This window comes from Nocardia sp. NPDC006044 (assembly GCF_042871115.1).
GTDB lineage: Bacteria > Actinomycetota > Actinomycetes > Mycobacteriales > Mycobacteriaceae > Nocardia.
In genome coordinates, this window is sequence record NZ_JBIAID010000001.1 from 2,358,723 (window position 1) to 2,376,998 (window position 18,276).

Genomic DNA, 18,276 nt, shown 5'->3' on the forward strand with positions numbered 1-18,276 from the left:
CCGGAAAGTTACCGAGCGCGCGGTCGTTTTGCTGCCTAAGATCATCCCATGAATGTGCGTGCACGGGAGTATGGGGTGCAATTCCCTGGAGTCACTGCGGAATTGAACGCGATTACCGACGTGCCCGGAGTCGAAGTGGGTTATACGACGCTTATCCGCGGGAACGACGTGCGCACCGGTGTCACGGCGATCCTGCCGCGCGGCCGCGAGGGGGTGTTCACTCCCTGTGCGGCGGGCTGGTATTCGCTCAACGGCAACGGTGAGATGACCGGGACCACCTGGCTCACCGAGACCGGTTCGCTGGCCCTGCCCGTGCTCATCACCAATACGCACGCGGTGGGGACCTGCCATCGCGGGATCATCGACTGGCTGGTCGGCGCGTTCCCGGAGCTGCCGGATGACTGGGCGCTGCCGGTCGTCGCGGAGACCTGGGACGGATATCTCAACGACATCAACGGATCTCACGTCACCTCCGCCGACGCGGTCGCCGCCATCGACGCGGCGACGGGCGGCCGGATCGCCGAGGGCAGCGTCGGCGGCGGCACCGGAATGAACTGCTACGGCTTCAAGGGTGGCAACGGAACCGCCTCGCGCCGAGTCGATTACGGCAGCGACAGCTATACGATCGGCGCCTTCGTGCAGGCGAATTTCGGCTCCCGCCGAGAGCTCACGATCCGCGGCGTGCCGCTCGGCGCCGAGTTCGCCGAGGACGATCCGCTCGGCGCGTGGGCGGCGCCCGCGGGCTCCGGCTCGGTCATCGTCGTCCTCGCGACCGACGCGCCGCTGCTGCCCGGGCAATTGACCGCCATGACCCGCCGGGTGCCGCTGGGCCTGGCCCGCACCGGCACCAGCGGCTCGCACTTCTCCGGCGATATCTTCCTCGCCTTCTCCACGGCCAACGAGGGCGCGCTCACCAGCTACTTCCCCAACGGTGAAACCCCTTACGAGCAACTGACTTTCATACCGTGGGGTCAGCTCAACCCGTTCTACGACGCGGTCGTTCAGGTGGTGGAGGAAGCGGTGGTCAACGCGCTGTTCGCCGGTGAGACGATGATCGGCCGCAACGGCCATCGCTCACCGGCGCTGCCGGTGGACCGGGTGGCGGAGCTGCTCACCACGTAGCCGCGGGCTCCTGCGCAAAATCAGCCTGGATCAGCTCCGCCTCGGTGGCCTCGTGCACGGCGAGCCAGCGCGCGAACTCCTCGAACGACTCCCTGCGCTCCGGGCCCGCGGTGGATTGCAGGTCGTCGAGTAGTTCGCGCATCCGATTATGTTGCAGAACAAGGAGTTCCACGATGTTCCGGTGGTGACGAGTGGTCATGTCCGCGCCTACTTCGGGACCAGGATCCCGGTCAGGTCGGCCTTGTTGATCGGGGTGTCCGGGTTGGCCTGCGCCGCGCACATCAGCTTGATCGACGCGATGGCCGCGTCCACGGTCCGGTCCTGGGTGGGCGGGGCGTCGCCGTTGCGCTCCTGCTCGAGAAACTTGGTCACGGTGATCCGCTGCTTGTCCGGATCCTGAGCGGAGAACTCGTTGCACGGCGTGTTGCCGCCCTTGTTGACGATCTTTTCCGGCTCGTCGCCGCAGCCGCCGACGAAGAATGCCGCGGCGATCACGAACACGAAGAACTTGGCGGTCTTGAACATGGAATCAGCCTCCGAATCCGACGAGTGCACTGGCTAGATCTGACGTGTCGAGCGCCTCGAGCGCCTGCTGGCGCACGTCGGGGCAGTTCTGCGTGGTGATCTGATCGACGACGCCGCGGTCTTTGAGCACGGTGTCGTTGAGTCCGCCGTTGCGGGCCGCCCAGTTGTGCACGGTGCCGTTGAACGCCACCCGGCCCAGGGCGGCGCCTTCGGTGCGCCACTTGTCCAGATTGGGGCGCATCATGTCGCACAGCTGTTTCGCCGCGGCGCCGGAGATCTGCCCGTCGGGGTTGGGCACCTGCGCCGTGGTGGACGGCATGGAGAACAAGACGGTGGTGCTGGTCGCGGTGGCCGGTGTCGCGGGGTCCTTGTTCTCGACGGAACAGGCGACCAGCGGGGCGGCGGCGAGCGCGCCGGCGAGGAGCAGCGCGCGCAGCACCGGCCGATGGCGATCTCGGTTCATCTCAATGACCTGCCTGATCGGTGAGGTTCAGGCCCTCACGGTTCTTCAGGCGGCGATGCTCGAGCACGACCAGGAGAGCGCCGGCGACAATCAACGCCACGGTGGCGATCGCGCCGATGACGGCCCAGCCGCCGAAGCCGTATCCGGCCGCGGTGAGCGTCAGGCCGAGGCCGACCAGGCCGAGCGCGACCAGGATGATGCCCGGCCAGTTGCGGGCGTCCTCGATGGATTCCCCGACGTGGGCCCGCGAGGTCCGGGTGTAGTCCGGGAAATTGTCATCGGGGGCGCCGTGGTGCTCGGCACCGCTGTGTCCCGTTGTCGATTCATTCGGTCCGGGAAGCATAGGGATCCTTTCTGGTCCAACCACCGAAACGGGGGCATTCGACCGCATACCCGCACCGCGGCGGCTCAATCGGTGGCGCGAAGTACCTGTTCGGTGGCCGAGACGATGGCGACGTCCGGAATAGCGTCGAGGCCGTGGCGTCCGGAGGGTGCGGTCTGGTCGCCGAGCACGACGGTGGGCACGCCGTAGGGCGCCCAGCGCCGGGCCGGCACGACCGGCGCGAACAGGGAGACGACGGGTGTCGCGACCGCCGCGGCCAGTGGGGCGGCGCCGGTATTCGGCGCGACCACCGCGTCGGCGTCGCGCAGCACGGCGGCGAAGCAGGCCAGATCGGTGGCGCCGCCGAGGTCGCGGGCGTGCCCGTCGGCGACCGCGTCGGTGAGCGCCCGTTCGGCCGCGCTGCCGGTGACCACCACGCGGTGCCCGGCTTCGGCCAGTGCGGCGGCGACCTGCCTGCTGCGTGGCGCGGACATCCGCCGGCTCGGCTCGGCGGCGCCCGGATGCAACACGACATAGCCTGGGCCGCCGGTCAATTCGGCGACCTCGGGCAGATCCTGGCGGACCCGCAGGCGCGGGGTCACCGGTGGATAGCCGGCCGCCACGGCCAGCGACAGCGCCCGAATCTGTTCCGGCATATCGTTGTTCACCCGATGGCGGACATCGAGCAGCGCACCGGCCTCGTCGGTGGTGATCGCGCTGATCCGCGGCACACCCGCCATCCGGAGCAGCAGGGCCAGCGGCAGCGGGGATTGGTGCGCCGAGGTGCTGATGATCGCCTCGTCCGGCGCCAGCATGCGCACGCATTCGATCAGGGCGCGTACGGCCGCGCTGGTCAGCGGGGGCGGATCGGCTTCGACCCAGGCCGCCTCGAATTGCAGCACCCGGTCCACACCGGGGAGCAGCGCCGCGGCGGAGCTGCCGCGCGGGCCGGCGAGGAAGGTGACCGTCTCGGCGCGGCGGGCGATCGAGCGCACGGCGGGTCCGGCGAGCAGGACGTCACCCGCGCTGTCCAGGCGCGCCACCAGCACGTGACCGGTCATCGGCGCGGCCCCGCCCGGTGCGCGGCGCGGGTGTGCGGCCAGGCCGCCCCGGTCGTTTCGGTCGTCGGAGCATCCATAGGGGGCGGATGCCCGTGTCGGGAAATCCGAAACGTGCGTTCTCCATCATTGGCGGATCATGCTGCGGCCGGCTGCAATTCGTAGACGCGATAGGCGGCTCGGATGACCGGCCGGGCGACATTGCGGACCGGGACGCCGCCCGGGGTGATCCCGTGCTCGCTGCCCGAATGCGCGTGTCCGTGCACCGCGAGATCGGCGCCGAACTCGTCGACCGCCTCGCCGAGCAGGTAGGAGCCGAGGAACGGGTAGAGCTCGGCCGGCTCGCCGAGCAGCGTGCCGGTGACGGGGGCGTAGTGGGTGAGCGCGATGGTCACGTCGGTGTTCAGCTCGGCCAGCGCGGAGCCCAGTGACGCCGCCAGATCCATTGTGTGTCCGGCGAATTCGCGCATCAGACGCTCACCGAATACGCCCGCGCAGCGGCCCGCGTAGCCGCCGCCGAAGCCCTTGGTACCGGCCACGCCGAGGGTCCGGCCGCCGAGCTCGAGCGTGATCGCCGTGCCCTCCAGGACGGTGATGCCGTGGTCGGTCAGGAGTTTCGCGATATCGATGTCGGCATCGCTGTGATGATCATGGTTGCCGAGCACCGCGACCACCGGCACGCCGAGGTCGCTGAATTCGGCCGCCACCACCCGTGCCTCGTCCAGCCTGCCGTGGTCGGTCAGGTCGCCCGCTAAGAGGAGCACGTCCGCCTGCTCGGGCAGTCGGCGCAGCTCAGGCCGCAATCGTCCGGTCGACTCGGGGCCGAAATGGAGATCACCGATCGCCGCGATCCGCATGAGGGTTCAACTCTCTCCGTCTTCGATGGGCTGGACGCCTGCGTCCGGGGAGCGCTGTGTGGTGATACCCGGCCGGTAGCTGGTTAATCGTTGCCGGAACGGGTATCCGCTCAGGTGCGCAACCGCCGGTCGCGGGAAGGCAGGTAGGTGATCGATGATGGAATCGTCAGGGCGGAGACCGGGCGACGTTGTGCTCAGCGACGACGCCGCCTGGAATCAGGACGCGCGCGGCGAGACCGAAACCGAACGGCTGGACCGCAATTGGAGCACGCTCATCCAGGAGTTGCGGGTGGTGCAGACCGGGGTGCAGTTCCTGATCTCGGCACTGTTGATCGTGCCGTTCCAGGCGTCGTTCGCAACGTTGTCGACTCCGCTGCGGGTGCTGTATCTGATCACCCTCTGCGCCGCGATCGGCGCGACCGTGTTCCTGGTCGCGCCGGTGTCCTGGCATCGGATCCTGTTCCGGCGGCACCGGCTCGGCAATGTGGTCGCCGCGGCGCACCGGTGCGCGATGGCCGGCATCGCCCTGCTCGGCATCTCGTTGACCGGGGCGGTGGTGCTGGTGGTGAGCATGGTCGCCGGGACCCTGGGCGGGCTGCTGGCCGGAGCGACGGTCGCGGTGTTGTTCCTGGTGGCGTGGCTGCTCGCGCCGTTGCTCTGGCGTGGCTCCAGCGCGCCCGCCGAGGACCGCTGAGGGTCAGCGGGCCGCGACCACGTCCGCCGCGTGGGCGGGCGCGGCGCGGTGATAGGCGGTCAGGGTTTCGAGGGCGACGTGATCCCACGCGTACCGGCTGGCGGCGCGCTGATAGCCTGCCGCGCCCCAGGTTTCGCGCAGGGTCCGGTCGTCGAGGAGCTGGCGGACCGCCCTGGCCACGGTGAGCGGATCCGGCGGGGCGACGAGGCGGCCGGTGACGCCGTCGACGACGGTGTCCAGCAGGCCGCCGACGGCGGTGGCCACCACCGGCTTCCGGCTGGCCATCGCCTCCAGGGGAACCATGCCGAACGGCTCGTACTGCGGCGTGCACAGTACCACGTCGGCCGAGCGGTACCAGCGCGGCAGGTCGGCGCGGCGGACGTGGCCGAGCATCCGAAGCCGGTCCTGCACACCGTAATCCAGCGCGAGCCGGCGCAGCCGCCTGCCTTCGCTGTCGTCCTCGATGTCGTCGCCGACCGGGCCGCCGGCGATCACCAGTTCGGTGTCCGGCAGCTCCGCCAAGGCCTTGATCGCGACCTCGAATCCCTTGCGCGGCACCAATCTTCCGACCGACAGCACGCGGTGCATCCGTTGCCGCTGACCGCGCTCGGCGGCCGGGCCCTCGGGCGTGAAGCTGGACAGGTCCACCCCGCTCGGCACGGTAGAGATGCGGAAGCGGGGAACACCCATCCGGGTCAGCTCCATCACCTCGTCCGAACTGGTGGCGACGATGTGTGCCGCGCGCCCGGCGATCAGCCGCTCGAACCGGATGCGCGAGCGCGGGCTGGTGTCGGCTAGGCCCTGATGACGGCGGCGTACGGTGCCGAGCGCGTGGAAGGTGACCACCACCGGAATCCCGTGCGCGCGAGCGGCCAATTCCGCTGCGAGACCGGACATCCAGAAGTGGGCGTGCACGATGTCCGGGGTGTCCAGACCCCACTGGCGTTGCAGAAAAGTGCCGAAATCGCCTAGGAAGGGCAGACTTTGGTCACGCGGCAGCGGTTCGACCGGGCCCGCGGTCACGTGCACCACCCGGTAACCCGCGTCGGTGAGCACCTCCGGCGCGACCTTCGGATTCTGCCGCCGGGTGTACACGGTGACCTGGTGTCCGCGCCGCGCGTAGGCCGCGGCCAGCTCCGCGACGTGGACATGCTGGCCGGTCGCGGTGGTCGCGCCGAGCGCGTCGAGCGGGCTGGCGTGCTCGGAAACCATGGCAATCTTCACGATGTGCTCCGTTCTCACCGCGGGTGGCGGGCACATAGTGGCGCTGCACGGTGCCCGCGACCAGGCATCGCGTGACATGTGTTGAATTCGGGTATGCCCCAGGTATGCCCGTGCGGGCGGGAGTGAAACCCTCAACCCTGCTTGGCAATACGGGACGCGGTCAGATCGTCGACACGACGATCGCGATCGCGACCGCGGTGCACACGACCACCAGTAGCATCGTCGCGATCATCGCGGCGGGGCCGGTACCGGAGAACAGGTGATTGGTCGGCCGCTGGGTGGTCGTGCTCGGGTCGGGGTCCATAGATATGGCGTACCCAAACCGCAAGATCGGCAACCCCCGGCCTGGTAGTCGGTGACTTTGTGACATCGGCTACCGGCCGTGCAACACTGGAGAGAGGTTGAGACTACAGCCGACCCCGGTCCGACGTTCGGGCGCATCACACCCGCCGTAAACCGGTCGATGGGATTCGTAGCGGCAACCCTATTCGAACTGTTGCGGCAGCTGTCCGCTCACCAATTCCGCACATCGGCCGGACTTGCCGCGACGGACTGGCATTCCCCCCTTTTCCGGGAGGTTCAGTTATGTCCGCTAGTTCCGCTCTTCATGAGCCCGCCGAGGGTGTGCACCTGAACGGCTCGGGGCCGAAGCACCGAGATAGCCGCGCCTGGGCGCAACGTGTGGATCATCGCAGAGAATGCGTGGTGGTTCGCGTCGAAGGCGAATTGGACGCCGTCGCGTCTCCGCAATTCTTCGCCACTGTCGAACGAGCGGTTCGGTCGAACTGCCATGCCGTGGTCATCGATCTGCGAGCGGCGCGGTTCCTGAGCCTCCGGGCCGCCGGTGCGCTGGGCGCGGTGCGGCAGCGGGCCGCCTGCCACGGCACCGACGTGCGCATCGTCGCCGGTCGGCAGCCGATCGAGCGGTCGCTCGAGATCGCCGGAGTGCGGCCACTGTTCAGTCACTATCCGTCGATGCGGGCCGCGCTCGACGCCTGTGATCCGATCGATTCGTAGGTGACGCCGATCCCGGCGCGGCGCGCGCCGATCTGGTCGCGTGGCGTGCGCCGACGACGGATACTTGGCGCTGTGACTGAAATGGGGCCGGTCCAGCCCGAGGATTCGCGCGCACTGGACCGGGTGATCGGATTGGGGACACCACAGAGTGTCGGCAGTTTTCGTTTTTGGTTCGCCGATCAGCGTTGGGAATGGTCGGACGAGGTCGCCACGATGCACGGCTATTCCCCGGGAAGCGTGGTACCGACCACCGATCTGCTGCTGACGCACAAACACCCCGACGATCGTGCCCAGGTCGCCAACGCATTGGCCAAATCCATCAACGATGGCGAGCCGTTTTCCAGCCGGCACCGGGTGATCGATACGGCGGGCGAGATCCACCACGTCATCGTGGTCGCCGATCATCTCTTCGACGACAAGGGACGTGTCGCGGGCACCGCCGGCTACTACATCGACGTGACCGACACGCTCGAGCACCATCGGCAGGAAGCCCTGGACGACGCGCTGCCCGAACTGTGGGCCTCCCGCGCCGTGATCGAGCAGGCCAAGGGCGCGGTGATGCTGGTCTACGGGGTCAGCTCGGAGCAGGCCTTCCGGGTGCTCAGCTGGCGTTCGCAGGAGACCAACATCAAGCTGCGCACCCTGGCCTCGCGCCTGGTCGCCGACCTCGGTTCACTGACCGATTCGACCGTGGGCCTGCGTACTCGATTCGATCACCTGCTGCTGACCGCACACGAGCGGATCGACGTGAGCTGAACTCGCGCGGACGTTTCGCGGGCACCGCGGCGGGTACGCCGGTACCGATGAGGAGCACTGCGACCTCGAGTTCCGGCCGGTCGCGGTGCTGGACGGTGGGCAACTCGGACGAACCCGGATCGACGGTTGCCCGGCGTCCCCGGGTTCGGCTGCGAGAGCAAGGTGGTGATGGGCATGGGGGAATGGACTTCCCGATCCTCAACGGAAACAACAACAATCGGGGTCCGAATCCCCGCGCAGTTGGAACAGCTGACCATGCTGCGCGCGCTCGCCGAAACCGTCGCGCTCATCGCCGATTTCGCGTTGGACGAGGTCACCGATATCCGGCTCGCGCTCGACGAGGTCGCCACCTCACTGATTCTGGACGCGGTGCCCGGGTCCGGCCTGGAGTGCGAATTCACCTATGACACGAACCAGATGTTCGTGCATGTCGCCTCGGTGACCACCTCGGAATCGGTGGTGGGCCAAGCCGGTTTCGGCTGGCATATCGTGCGCACGCTCACCCATTCCATCGCCGCATCGCAAGCCCCGTTCGACGGCGTCCTGTCCGGGTATCCGACTGTCGTCGACTTCAGTTGGATACGAGGGGCATCGGATGGCGGATGAATCGAGGCCACGCGGCGACAGCTACGACAATATCGAGCCGCTGTTCGAGAAGATCGCCGCGCTCGCCCCGGACGACCCGCGCCGGGAGACGATGCGGGAGGAGCTGATCGAGCGGTGCCTGCCGCTCGCCGAGCACATCGCACGTAGATTCGCCGGGCGCGGAGAGAATTTCGACGATCTGCTCCAGGTGGCGCGGCTCGGCCTGGTCCAGGCCGCCGACCGATTCGACGTCACCCGCGGCTCGTCGTTCCTGGCGTTCGCGGTGCCGACCATCATGGGCGAGGTGCGCAGGCACTTCCGGGACAACACGTGGTCGGTGCGAGTACCGCGGCGCACCAAGGAGATTCAGCTCAGCATCGGAGCGACGGTGGAGGCGCTCGCACAGCGGCTCGGCCGGATACCCAGGGCACGGGAGATCGCCGAGGAGCTCGACGTCGACCTGGTCGAAGTGACCCAGGCGTTGATCGCCGGCAACGCCTATCAGTCCTCGTCCATCGACGCGGTGGCCGGGGACGATGTCGAGAACGCACCGCTGCCGCTGCTGGAAAGCCTTGGGGCAGAGGAGCCCTCCTACCATCTGGTGGAGGACTTCCTCGCCGTTCGTCCATTGATCGAAGAGCTGCCCGAGCGGGAGCGTCAGGTACTGATCATGCGGTTCTTCGAGAACAAGACGCAGACCCAGATCGCGGACGTGCTGGGCGTCTCCCAGATGCACGTCTCGCGAATCCTCTCGCGGACCCTGAATGATTTGCGCGAGCAGGCATTACGCGATTGAGAAGTTGAAATACCGGCCATCAGAGCGGATTCGGCGGGACCGGTTCGTTCGGCGGGAACGGCCCGCCGGGTTCGGGCACCGGGGGCATCGGCCGCGGCCCGCCGGGGTTGGGTGGAGCCGGTGCCGGGTCGGGTCCGGGAACCGGTGGTACCGGGTCCGGCGGCGCGGGGGCCGGGTCGGGTCCGGGTACCGGCGGGATCGGGCTGGGTTCGGGAGCTACTGGACTGGTCATCTGCATTCCTCCTCGGCTCCGAGGTACCCGTCCGCGGCCGCCTGAATCGCCCATGATCATCGCGCCGCAACACGTGACCCTCCACACAGACGCGCTGCCGGTCAGCGCTTTTGGGGTCGCGTATGCCCAATTCTGCCGGTCGCGTGCGGCATCGGCGGTTTGCGCGAAGTTGGCGCCGGGTACCAAAAGGGGAACCGGACAGACGATGCCGATGGCTCAGGAGCTCGTTATATGAACGACTACCGACTAGGCACCCGGAATCCGTACGCCGGATCGGGGAGCTCGAGGTCGCCGAAGTACGCGCAGGAAACGCAGGCCCCGGAGCGGATGGCGCGCACCCGTGCGTCGAATGTGGAGCGCACCCGCGTCACCCAGAATCACGACATCATCCGGCAGTGGGCGGAGCGCCGCGGCGCGCGGCCCGCGACCATGCCGGGCAGCGAGGACGACGGGCATCTTCGGGTGCTGCGCTTCGATTTTCCCGGCTACGGGGGCGCGGTGCTGCGGCCGGTGGATTGGGACGAGTGGTTCGCCACCTTCGACGAGCGGCACCTGCATTTTCGCTACCAGGACCGGCGCGCGGACGGGACGCCGAGCAATTTCAACCGCCTGGAACGCCCGACTCGTGAGGATCGCTGAGGCCGCCCCGCACCGTGGCGGCGAGTGAAGTGAACAGAGGATGGCGCCGATGTGTCAGGCGTCACGTAACGGTTGCATAACGGGATAGCTGGGTACAGGGTGGTTGTGCCGGGCCGGACTCTTGAACGACCGTCCAGTTGACGTTTACCGAACGGTCTGTACGGGTATGTGAGATGTCGGCAAGGTGCTCGAACAGCGGAATGTCGCGTCGGTATGGGGATGCGAATTTCCGTATTGGCGGCGCGTTCTGCGTGTCTGCAAAGGATAGGTATTTGAGCGAGCGCAGCGAGCGAACACAGGGCGTAGCCGCCCTCGCGGTCATGCCGGAACCGAGCGCCAGTGAGGTGCGGTCATGACTGCGAACCTGATGATCGTCGAAGACGACGACCGGGTCCGTGGTGCGCTGCGGCTCGCCATGGAGGACGAGGGCTACGCCGTTGAGGAGGCCGAGGAGGCCGAGGACGCGCTCACCCATCTGCGCAGCAATGGCGTCCCCGATGTGATGATCGTCGATCTGATGCTCGGCGGCATGGATGGTTTCGACTGCATCCGGGAGATCCGCCGCGAGCACGACGTGCCGATCATCGTGGTCAGTGCCCGCGACGACACCCACGATGTGGTGGCCGCGCTGGAGGCGGGCGCGGACGATTTCGTGACGAAACCGTTCGAGATCAAGGAGATCACCGCGCGCATGCGCGCCGTGCGCCGCCGGGCCAGGCCCACGGTCGAACGGGACGCGCCGCAGGAGATGGTGCTCGATGCCGACCCGGTCGCCCCGCTGGTGCTCGCGCAGGACGCCGGCGTGGTCCGCCGCGGCGACGACGAGATCCGGCTCACGCTCACCGAATTCCGGCTGCTGTGCGAGCTGGCCGAGGCGCCCGGGCGGGTGCTCAGCCGCACCGTGCTGCTCGAACGTGTTTGGGACCAAGGGTTTTTCGGCGACGAGCGCATCGTCGACGTGCACCTGCGCAGGCTGCGCACCAAGATCGAACGGGATCCGTCCGATCCGCATATCGTGGTGACCGTGCGAGGGCTCGGCTACCGGCTCGATGTCCAGCGCTGAGCGCTGGTTCGATCCGAAACGCTGGAGCCTGCGCGGACGGGTGACCGCTATGTCCGCGGCGATCGCCGCGCTCATGTCGCTGGTGCTCGTCGTGTCGGTGTTCACCATCAGCCGCAGCTATCTCGAACACGCGCAGACCGGTGGCACCGACCTGCAATCGAACCTGAATCTGTTGCGCAACGTGCTGATCGGCTGCGCCCTGGCGGTGACCCTGATCGGCGCCGCGGTGGGCTGGTGGGCGAGCAGGCGGGTACTGACGCCGCTCCATCAGCTGGCCGGCGCGGCGGCCCAGATCGCTTCCGGCGACTTGGATCTGCGCCTGCCCGCCACCCGCGATCAGGACCTCGCCACCACGGTGGAGGCGTTCAACAGCATGGTCGATTCGCTGCAACGCCGGATCGAACGCGAGCATCGGCTCTTCGGCGATGTCAGTCACGAATTGCGTACGCCGCTCACCACTTTGATGGCCAGTGTGGACGTGCTCAACCGGCATCGCACGGATCTGCCGGAACGCTCGCAGCGCGCGCTCGGACTGGTCACCGCGGAGGTGGACCACCTGCGGCGGCTGCTCGACGACCTGCTGGCCTTGGCGCGGGTCGAGGCGGGCATGCACCGCGGCGACATGGAACCGCTGTCGGTGCGAGATCTGTTGCGGCACACGCTCGCTGAGCGGCGGTATGCCCCGGGGCTGCTGACCGTCGACGAGGACGTCGTGGTGCGCGGCCGCAAACTCGAGCTGGAACGCGCGGTAGGCAATCTGCTGCGCAACGCCGATCTGCACGGCGGCGGCGTCGTCGAGGTCCGTGCGGAACGCGCGGGCCACGCGGCCGTGATCGTGGTGGACGACGCGGGGCCGGGTGTGCCGCCCCCGGATCGGGTCCGCATCTTCGAACGTTTCGCCACCGCGCGCAGCGGCCGGCGCTCGGCGACCGGCACGGGCATCGGGCTCGCGCTGGTGACCGAGACCGTGGTCAAGCACGGCGGACGGGTCGCCTGCACCGACCGTCCGGGCGGCGGCGCGCGGTTCGTCGTCACCCTGCCGGGGATCGACGCAATCGAGTCGTAACACAACCGTAAAGAACTCGACCAGGCCACCTCAACGTTGAGTCGTAAGCCTGGATAAGTACTACCGACGGGAGTTGTATGCCACTGCCAACGTTGAACACCGCGGAGATCGAACGATCACGCGTCGTACAGGCCGCAGCCGCACTTGGCTCCACCCAGACCCCTACGCGACCCGAGCCCGCCGTGACCTTGCGCGCGCCCCGTGTCGAAGACGGCGCCCAGTTGTGGCGGATCGCGAAAGACTCAGCCGTGCTCGACACCAATTCGAGCTACGCCTATGTGCTGTGGTGCCGCGACTTCGCGGCCACCTCGGTGGTCGCCGAGGTGCAGGGCCGGGTGGTCGGATACGTGATCGGCTTCGTCCGGCCGCAGGCGCCGGACACCGTGTTCGTCTGGCAGGTAGCCGTCGATCGAGCGCAGAAGGGCAAGGGAATCGGTGCGCGGCTGCTGCACGCCTTGCTCGACAATGTTGCCGCCCAAGGTGTTTCCCGGCTGGAAACGACGATCTCGCCGGACAACGCCGCATCCGTCGCCTTGTTCAGCTCGGTGGCGCGGCATCGCGACGCCCGAATCACCAAGCGCCCCTTGTTCGACGCGGGTGTCTTCCCGGACAGCCACGCGCCCGAGGATCTCTATCTCATCGCACCGAACGCTCGCACAACGCAGGAGGACCACCGATGATCAACGCCGACACGAGCATTTTCGAGAGCCTGGAATCGAATGTCCGCGGCTACTGCCGCAATTGGCCCACCGTGTTCACCAAGGCCAAGGGAGCCTGGATCCGCGACGAGGACGGCAACGACTTCCTCGACTTCTTCGCCGGCGCGGGTGCGCTCAACTACGGCCACAACAACGACGTGCTCAAGCAGCCGCTGCTGGACTATATCGCCGGTGACGGCATCACGCACGGCCTGGACATGTCGACCACGGCCAAGCGGGAGCTGCTGACCACCCTGCGCGACACCCTGTTCGTGCCCCGCGGCCTGGACTACAAGGTGCAGTTCCCCGGCCCGACGGGCGCCAACGCGGTCGAGGCCGCGCTCAAGCTGGCCCGCAAGATCACCGGCCGCGAGACCGTCGTCAGCTTCACCAACGCCTTCCACGGCATGACCCTCGGCGCGCTGTCGGTCACCGGCAACGCGGCCAAGCGGGCCGGCGCGGGCGTGCCGCTGGTGCACGCGGCGCACATGCCCTACGACGGCTACTTCGACGGCACCACGGCCGACTTCCAGTGGATGGAAAAGGTTTTGGACGACACGTCGTCGGGCTTCGACCGCCCGGCCGCGGTGATCGTAGAGACGGTGCAGGGCGAAGGTGGCGTGAATGTCGCTCGGGCCGAATGGCTTCGGCATCTGGCCGGGCTGTGCGCGGCGCGGGAGATCCTGCTGATCGTCGACGACGTCCAGATGGGTTGCGGCCGTACGGGTCCGTTCTTCTCCTTCGAGCTGGCCGGCATCACCCCGGACATCGTCACGCTGTCCAAGTCGATCGGCGGCTACGGCCTGCCGATGGCGCTGGTGCTGTTCAAGTCCGAGCTCGACCAGTGGTCGCCGGGTGAGCACAACGGCACCTTCCGCGGCAACAACCCGGCCTTCGTCACGGCGTCGGTCGCGTTGCGGCACTACTGGTCCGACGGGACGTTGCAGGCCTCGACGCTGGCCAAGGGCGAGCGGGTGGCACGGACGCTCGGCGAGCTCGCCGACCAGGTCCCCGGCCTGTCGACGCGTGGTCGCGGCCTGGTACAGGGCGTGGTGTTCGACGACGCCTCACAGGCGAGCAAGGTCTGCCAGGTCGCCTTCGAGCGCGGCCTGCTGGTGGAAACCTCGGGTTCCACCGACGAGGTGGTGAAGTTGTTGCCGCCGTTGACAATTACCGATCAGGAACTGGACCACGGGCTCGGCATCCTCACCGGTGCCGTGGACACCGTGTGCAGTGGAATGGGAGCGATCGCATGATCGTACGCAGCACCGAAGAGATCACCGGCACCGAACGTGATGTGGCAGGCGAGGGTTGGCGCAGCAAGCGCATCATCCTCGGCGGCGACGGCGTGGGCTTCTCGTTCCACGAGACGACCATCGACGCGGGCACCACGCACGAGTTCCACTATCGGTACCATGTGGAAGCGGTCTGGCTGATCGAGGGAACGGGCAGTCTCACCGATCTCGACAACAATGTCACCTACGTGCTCGAGCCGGGTTCGATGTATCTGCTGGACGAACACGAACGGCACCGCCTGGAGGCCCGCACCAAGATGCGGATGATGTGCGTGTTCAATCCGCCGGTCACCGGGCAGGAGGTCCATGACAGTAGCGGCGCGTACCCGTTGGTCGCCGCGACGATCGGGGGATAGAACAGGATGGTTTTGCTGCACACGGAAACTCGACCCGAAACCGCACCGGCCGACCGGTACCCGACCCGGCTGAGCACGCCGGGCCCACATCTGGATCGCAAGGATCCTACCGTGTGGGGCCGGGTCGAGACCCCGGCGCTGGCGAACTTCGACACCGACGGTTTCGCCAGCGTCGACGATCTGCTGACGCCCACCGAGGTGGCCGATTTCTCCGCCGAGATCGGCCGGCTGGCCGGCGACCCGTCGTTGCGGGACGACGAGCGGGTGATCGTGGAGAAGTCGTCCAAGCGCGTGCGTTCGGTCTTCGAGGTGCACCGGCTCAGCGCGGCCGTGGCGGAGCTGGCCCGGGAGTCCCGGGTCGCCGGATTGGCCCGGCAGATCCTCGGTTCCGAGGTCTACATCCACCAGAGCCGGGTGAACTACATGCCCGGTTTCCGCGGTACCGGTTTCTACTGGCACTCGGACTTCGAGACCTGGCACGCCGAGGACGGCATGCCCGCGCCGCGCGCGGTCAGCCTGTCCATCGCGCTCACCGACAACTACCCGATCAACGGCAGCCTGATGGTGATGCCCGGCTCGCACCGGACGTTCGTGCCCTGCCTGGGCAGCACGCCCGCCGAGCATTACCGGGAGTCGTTGCAGGAGCAGGAAATCGGCGTGCCGACCCAGGACGACATCACCACGCTGGCGAACACCTACGGCATCAGCCAGTTCACCGGCCGGGCCGGATCGGCGCTGCTGTTCGACTCGAATCTGATGCACGGTTCGTCGAACAACATCACCCCGTTCCCGCGCTCGAACATCTTCCTGGTGTTCAACAGTGTGGAGAACACCCTGGTGGAGCCGTTCGCGGCGCCCGCCCCGCGCCCGGGTTACATCGGCAGCCGCGACTTCACGCCGCTGTCTGCCTGATTCGCGCATCGAAGGCGCCCTGTCGGTCCGTTCGCCGGGCCGGAGGGCGCCTTCGCGCTCGGCGCGCGCACCGCGCGCATCGGCGGTACGATCCTCTCGGCCATCCGCTGTTGTCGTCTCACGCAGCCGGACTCGCCCCCAGTTCCGGTCGAACCGCCCTATGTTCTTCGAGCATGCGCAATGTTCTGGACAACCTCCCGCTGTTGGCGTTCGCCACAAGATCACTGACCGCCCCGGCGTCCTCCCTTCGGGCCCGGAGACAGATCTGGTCACCGACGGACAGTGTGCGCCTGGCCTTCTCGTTCCGCTACCCGATACTGGCTGGCCCGGAGGTCTTTTCGGACTATTTGTGCAGAGTGCCGTCAGGTGCCCGCACTGTGCACAAATATGGGCGATTGACCAAATTGGTGGCAAATCATGAGCAACGCCGAGAGGTCTTGACCTAATTGTTACCGCTGGGTACAACTACGTGACCATGCCGACGCATACCGCACGGTCGGCCCAGGAAGAAATGCACGCAGTTGGTAACGGACGTCATCACTATCGATGCGGAGTTCGCGGCCGCACGCAAAGCACTGTGGGACTTTTTCCTGGACCCGCAGACCTACACCCGGATGTTTCGCGGAATCGGAGGTTGTGAACGCGCGGAAACCTCGGACACCCATCCCGTGCTGCTGATCCGGGCGCGCCACGACGGCAACGAGCTCACCGTGCCCGCGCTGCGCCTGGTCGTCGGCAAGGAGCTGGAAACCTTCGAGCTACAGTGCCCTGGACTGGGCAGTTTCGCCGCGGTACGACTACGCGGCGAGCAGGAACAGGCCCGGGTCACCATCACCTACTTCGGTGCCGCGCGGATCCATCCGTGGATCGCCGAGCGGGACAACCAGGACGTGATCGACTGGACCATGGCCGGGCTGGAGCGCATCGTCGACGCCATCCTCGGCGCCCCGACCTCGGTGCTGGTCAACGGCGAGGAGTCGGGGGCGAAGCAGCAGGTCGGTACCCTCAAACAAATGGTGACGACGGGGGTCGTGCGCACCTACCGCCCGGACCGCGCGCTCAAACAGGTGGGCGGACTGGCCAAGTGGGGATTCACCCTGGCCGGCGGTTACGCGGCCGCCGCGGGCCACTCGCCGAATCGGCTGGCCGTGGTGGACGACGTGTCCGCCTACACGTTCGGTCAAATGCACGATCGCACACACAAACTCGCGTCGGCGCTGACACTGCTCGGCATCGGCGCGCGGGACAAAATCGGGCTACTCTCGCGCAATCGCGTAGCAATGGTCGAATGCATGGTCGCCACCGGCAAACTCGGCGTGGACACGGTGCTGCTCAATACCGGGCTGTCGGCCCGGCAAATCGAGGACGTCGCCGATCGGCACGGCCTGTCCGCGGTGTTCCTCGACGACGAGTACGACGCCTCGACCAAGTACATCCCGGCCGAGGTGCCGCGGTTCGCGACCGGCCGGGAGTCCCGGTTCGACCGCAACACCGTCGATGATCTGATCGCGCTCGACGCGCCGACCTTCCCCCGGCCGTCGCATCCGGGCCGGCTGATCGTGCTCACGTCCGGCACCAGCGGCACGCCCAAGAGCGCACAGCGCCCGCAGCCCAAGGGATTCGGCACCGTCGCGGCGCTGCTGTCGCGGATTCCGTTGCGGATGGACGAGACCATGCTCATCCCCGCGCCGCTGTTCCACACCTGGGGCCTGGCGGCGTTGCAGATCAGCACGCCGATCCGGGCGAGCGTGGTACTGCCGGAACGGTTCGACGCCGAGGACTGCCTGCGGTTGATCGAGGAGCATCGGGTCACCTCGCTGATCGTGGTGCCGGTGATGGTGAACCGAATCCTGGATCTGCCCGCGCACATCCGGGATCGGTACGACACCTCGAGCCTGCGGGTGGTCGCCAGTTGCGGTGCGCCCCTTGCCGGTCCGACGGTATTGAAGTTCATGGACAGCTTCGGCGACGTGCTCTACAACGTCTACGGGTCGACCGAGGTGTCCTGGGCGACCATCGCCGATCCGGCCGATCTGCGCGCGGCGCCGACCACCGCCGGCCGGCCGCCGCTCGGCACGAAACTCGCTGTGCTGGACCAGGATTTGCGTCCGGTGCCGCGTGGGGTCACGGGCCGCATCTTCGTACTGAACCACATGCTGTTCGACGGCTACACCGACGCCAAGCCGCCCACCGAATGGGGCGGCATGCTCGACACCGGGGATCTCGGCTACCTCGACGCGGACGGGCTGCTGTTCGTGGCGGGCCGGGACGACGAGATGATCATCTCCGGCGGCGAGAACGTCTTCCCGCGTCCGGTGGAGGAGGCGTTGTCGCATCTGCCGCAGGTCAGCGAGGTCGCGGTGATCGGCGTGCCGGACAAGGAGTACGGCCAGCGCCTCGCCGCGTTCGTGGTGACCAGGGAGGGGTTCGGGCTGGATCGCGACATGGTCTGCAACTACATCCGGCATCGGCTCAGCCGGTTCTCGGTGCCGCGCGACGTGACGTTCCTGGAGGCGCTGCCGCGCAACGCGACCGGAAAGATCCTGAAGCGCACGCTGATTCAGCCGAGCTGAGCGTGAACCCGGCCCGGCTGACC

At 67.6% G+C, this 18,276-nt stretch carries 23 protein-coding genes; 14 read left to right on the top strand and 9 right to left on the bottom strand.

Annotation, left to right across the window (positions count from 1 at the left end):
- Nucleotides 1-48 precede the first annotated feature (48 nt).
- Nucleotides 49-1,122, top strand: coding sequence for a P1 family peptidase (locus ACFYO1_RS11090; RefSeq protein ID WP_387229358.1), 1,074 nt, complete (start codon nucleotides 49-51; stop codon nucleotides 1,120-1,122).
- Here the strand turns inward: ACFYO1_RS11090 and ACFYO1_RS11095 are convergent.
- The 6 genes from ACFYO1_RS11095 to ACFYO1_RS11120 all read right to left on the bottom strand — a co-directional run bounded on the left by ACFYO1_RS11095 (nucleotide 1,112) and on the right by ACFYO1_RS11120 (nucleotide 4,347).
- A complete protein-coding gene (locus tag ACFYO1_RS11095; RefSeq protein WP_387229360.1) occupies nucleotides 1,112-1,321 on the bottom strand; it encodes a hypothetical protein in 210 nt (69 codons plus the stop codon). The two genes, ACFYO1_RS11090 and ACFYO1_RS11095, sit on opposite strands and share 11 nt — an antisense overlap.
- A gap of 8 nt (nucleotides 1,322-1,329) precedes the next feature.
- Complete coding sequence (locus ACFYO1_RS11100; protein ID WP_387229361.1) at nucleotides 1,330-1,647, bottom strand: hypothetical protein; 318 nt, start codon at nucleotides 1,645-1,647, stop codon at nucleotides 1,330-1,332.
- A gap of 4 nt (nucleotides 1,648-1,651) precedes the next feature.
- The gene (locus ACFYO1_RS11105) at nucleotides 1,652-2,110 is read right to left on the bottom strand and encodes a hypothetical protein (protein ID WP_387229364.1); all 459 of its coding nucleotides are present in this window, start codon (nucleotides 2,108-2,110) and stop codon (nucleotides 1,652-1,654) included.
- Between the two features lies 1 nt (nucleotide 2,111).
- Nucleotides 2,112-2,453: a hypothetical protein gene (locus ACFYO1_RS11110; protein WP_387229365.1), complete on the bottom strand. Its 342-nt coding sequence runs from the start codon at nucleotides 2,451-2,453 to the stop codon at nucleotides 2,112-2,114.
- 65 nt (nucleotides 2,454-2,518) lie between these two features.
- The gene (locus ACFYO1_RS11115; protein ID WP_387229367.1) at nucleotides 2,519-3,493 is read right to left on the bottom strand and encodes a glycosyltransferase family 9 protein; all 975 of its coding nucleotides are present in this window, start codon (nucleotides 3,491-3,493) and stop codon (nucleotides 2,519-2,521) included.
- Between the two features lie 134 nt (nucleotides 3,494-3,627).
- Nucleotides 3,628-4,347, bottom strand: a complete 720-nt coding sequence (locus ACFYO1_RS11120; protein ID WP_387229369.1) for a metallophosphoesterase — start codon at nucleotides 4,345-4,347, stop codon at nucleotides 3,628-3,630.
- A gap of 154 nt (nucleotides 4,348-4,501) precedes the next feature.
- On the opposite strand from ACFYO1_RS11120, the gene ACFYO1_RS11125 reads away from it, so the two are divergent.
- Nucleotides 4,502-5,041, top strand: coding sequence for a DUF6328 family protein (locus ACFYO1_RS11125; protein ID WP_387229371.1), 540 nt, complete (start codon nucleotides 4,502-4,504; stop codon nucleotides 5,039-5,041).
- Between the two features lie 3 nt (nucleotides 5,042-5,044).
- On the opposite strand, the gene ACFYO1_RS11130 is transcribed toward ACFYO1_RS11125, so the two are convergent.
- Both ACFYO1_RS11130 and ACFYO1_RS11135 read right to left on the bottom strand, forming a co-directional pair.
- Complete coding sequence (locus tag ACFYO1_RS11130; RefSeq protein WP_387229373.1) at nucleotides 5,045-6,265, bottom strand: glycosyltransferase; 1,221 nt, start codon at nucleotides 6,263-6,265, stop codon at nucleotides 5,045-5,047.
- A gap of 160 nt (nucleotides 6,266-6,425) precedes the next feature.
- Entirely contained in the window at nucleotides 6,426-6,569 is a 144-nt protein-coding gene (locus ACFYO1_RS11135) for a hypothetical protein (RefSeq protein ID WP_387229376.1), read from the bottom strand.
- 281 nt (nucleotides 6,570-6,850) lie between these two features.
- Between ACFYO1_RS11135 and ACFYO1_RS11140 the strand changes: the two genes are divergently transcribed.
- From ACFYO1_RS11140 to ACFYO1_RS11155, 4 genes are all read left to right on the top strand, one after another.
- Complete coding sequence (locus tag ACFYO1_RS11140; protein WP_387229378.1) at nucleotides 6,851-7,282, top strand: STAS domain-containing protein; 432 nt, start codon at nucleotides 6,851-6,853, stop codon at nucleotides 7,280-7,282.
- Nucleotides 7,283-7,363: 81 nt separating this feature from the next.
- A complete protein-coding gene (locus tag ACFYO1_RS11145) occupies nucleotides 7,364-8,038 on the top strand; it encodes a PAS and ANTAR domain-containing protein (RefSeq protein ID WP_387231844.1) in 675 nt (224 codons plus the stop codon).
- A 240-nt stretch (nucleotides 8,039-8,278) separates the two neighbouring features.
- Nucleotides 8,279-8,644 (top strand): anti-sigma factor, encoded by a 366-nt coding sequence (locus ACFYO1_RS11150; protein ID WP_387229381.1) that lies wholly within the window; start codon nucleotides 8,279-8,281, stop codon nucleotides 8,642-8,644.
- Nucleotides 8,634-9,419 carry an RNA polymerase sigma factor SigF gene (locus ACFYO1_RS11155; protein ID WP_387229383.1) on the top strand — a complete coding sequence of 262 codons (786 nt, stop codon included), beginning with the start codon at nucleotides 8,634-8,636 and terminating at the stop codon, nucleotides 9,417-9,419. Before ACFYO1_RS11150 ends, ACFYO1_RS11155 begins: the two co-directional genes overlap by 11 nt.
- Nucleotides 9,420-9,438: 19 nt before the next feature.
- Here the strand turns inward: ACFYO1_RS11155 and ACFYO1_RS11160 are convergent, their stop codons facing one another.
- Nucleotides 9,439-9,651 carry a hypothetical protein gene (locus ACFYO1_RS11160; RefSeq protein ID WP_387229386.1) on the bottom strand — a complete coding sequence of 71 codons (213 nt, stop codon included), beginning with the start codon at nucleotides 9,649-9,651 and terminating at the stop codon, nucleotides 9,439-9,441.
- 231 nt (nucleotides 9,652-9,882) lie between these two features.
- On the opposite strand from ACFYO1_RS11160, the gene ACFYO1_RS11165 reads away from it, so the two are divergent.
- The 8 genes from ACFYO1_RS11165 (at nucleotide 9,883) to ACFYO1_RS11200 (ending at nucleotide 18,253) form a co-directional block, all read left to right on the top strand.
- Nucleotides 9,883-10,290, top strand: a complete 408-nt coding sequence (locus ACFYO1_RS11165) for a hypothetical protein (RefSeq protein WP_387229388.1) — start codon at nucleotides 9,883-9,885, stop codon at nucleotides 10,288-10,290.
- 352 nt (nucleotides 10,291-10,642) lie between these two features.
- On the top strand, nucleotides 10,643-11,353 hold the full coding sequence (locus ACFYO1_RS11170) for a response regulator (protein WP_387229390.1): 711 nt from the start codon (nucleotides 10,643-10,645) through the stop codon (nucleotides 11,351-11,353).
- On the top strand, nucleotides 11,340-12,419 hold the full coding sequence (locus ACFYO1_RS11175; protein ID WP_387229392.1) for an ATP-binding protein: 1,080 nt from the start codon (nucleotides 11,340-11,342) through the stop codon (nucleotides 12,417-12,419). The genes ACFYO1_RS11170 and ACFYO1_RS11175 overlap by 14 nt, the downstream gene beginning before the upstream one ends.
- Nucleotides 12,420-12,496: 77 nt before the next feature.
- On the top strand, nucleotides 12,497-13,099 hold the full coding sequence (ectA, locus tag ACFYO1_RS11180; protein WP_387229395.1) for a diaminobutyrate acetyltransferase: 603 nt from the start codon (nucleotides 12,497-12,499) through the stop codon (nucleotides 13,097-13,099).
- Nucleotides 13,096-14,373 (top strand): diaminobutyrate--2-oxoglutarate transaminase, encoded by a 1,278-nt coding sequence (gene ectB, locus ACFYO1_RS11185; RefSeq protein ID WP_387229398.1) that lies wholly within the window; start codon nucleotides 13,096-13,098, stop codon nucleotides 14,371-14,373. The genes ectA and ectB overlap by 4 nt, the downstream gene beginning before the upstream one ends.
- Nucleotides 14,370-14,768: an ectoine synthase gene (locus ACFYO1_RS11190; RefSeq protein WP_150404705.1), complete on the top strand. Its 399-nt coding sequence runs from the start codon at nucleotides 14,370-14,372 to the stop codon at nucleotides 14,766-14,768. Before ectB ends, ACFYO1_RS11190 begins: the two co-directional genes overlap by 4 nt.
- A 6-nt stretch (nucleotides 14,769-14,774) precedes the next feature.
- Nucleotides 14,775-15,680 (top strand): ectoine hydroxylase, encoded by a 906-nt coding sequence (thpD, locus tag ACFYO1_RS11195; RefSeq protein ID WP_387229401.1) that lies wholly within the window; start codon nucleotides 14,775-14,777, stop codon nucleotides 15,678-15,680.
- 521 nt (nucleotides 15,681-16,201) lie between these two features.
- On the top strand, nucleotides 16,202-18,253 hold the full coding sequence (locus ACFYO1_RS11200) for an AMP-binding protein (RefSeq protein WP_387229404.1): 2,052 nt from the start codon (nucleotides 16,202-16,204) through the stop codon (nucleotides 18,251-18,253).
- Nucleotides 18,254-18,276 lie beyond the last annotated feature (23 nt).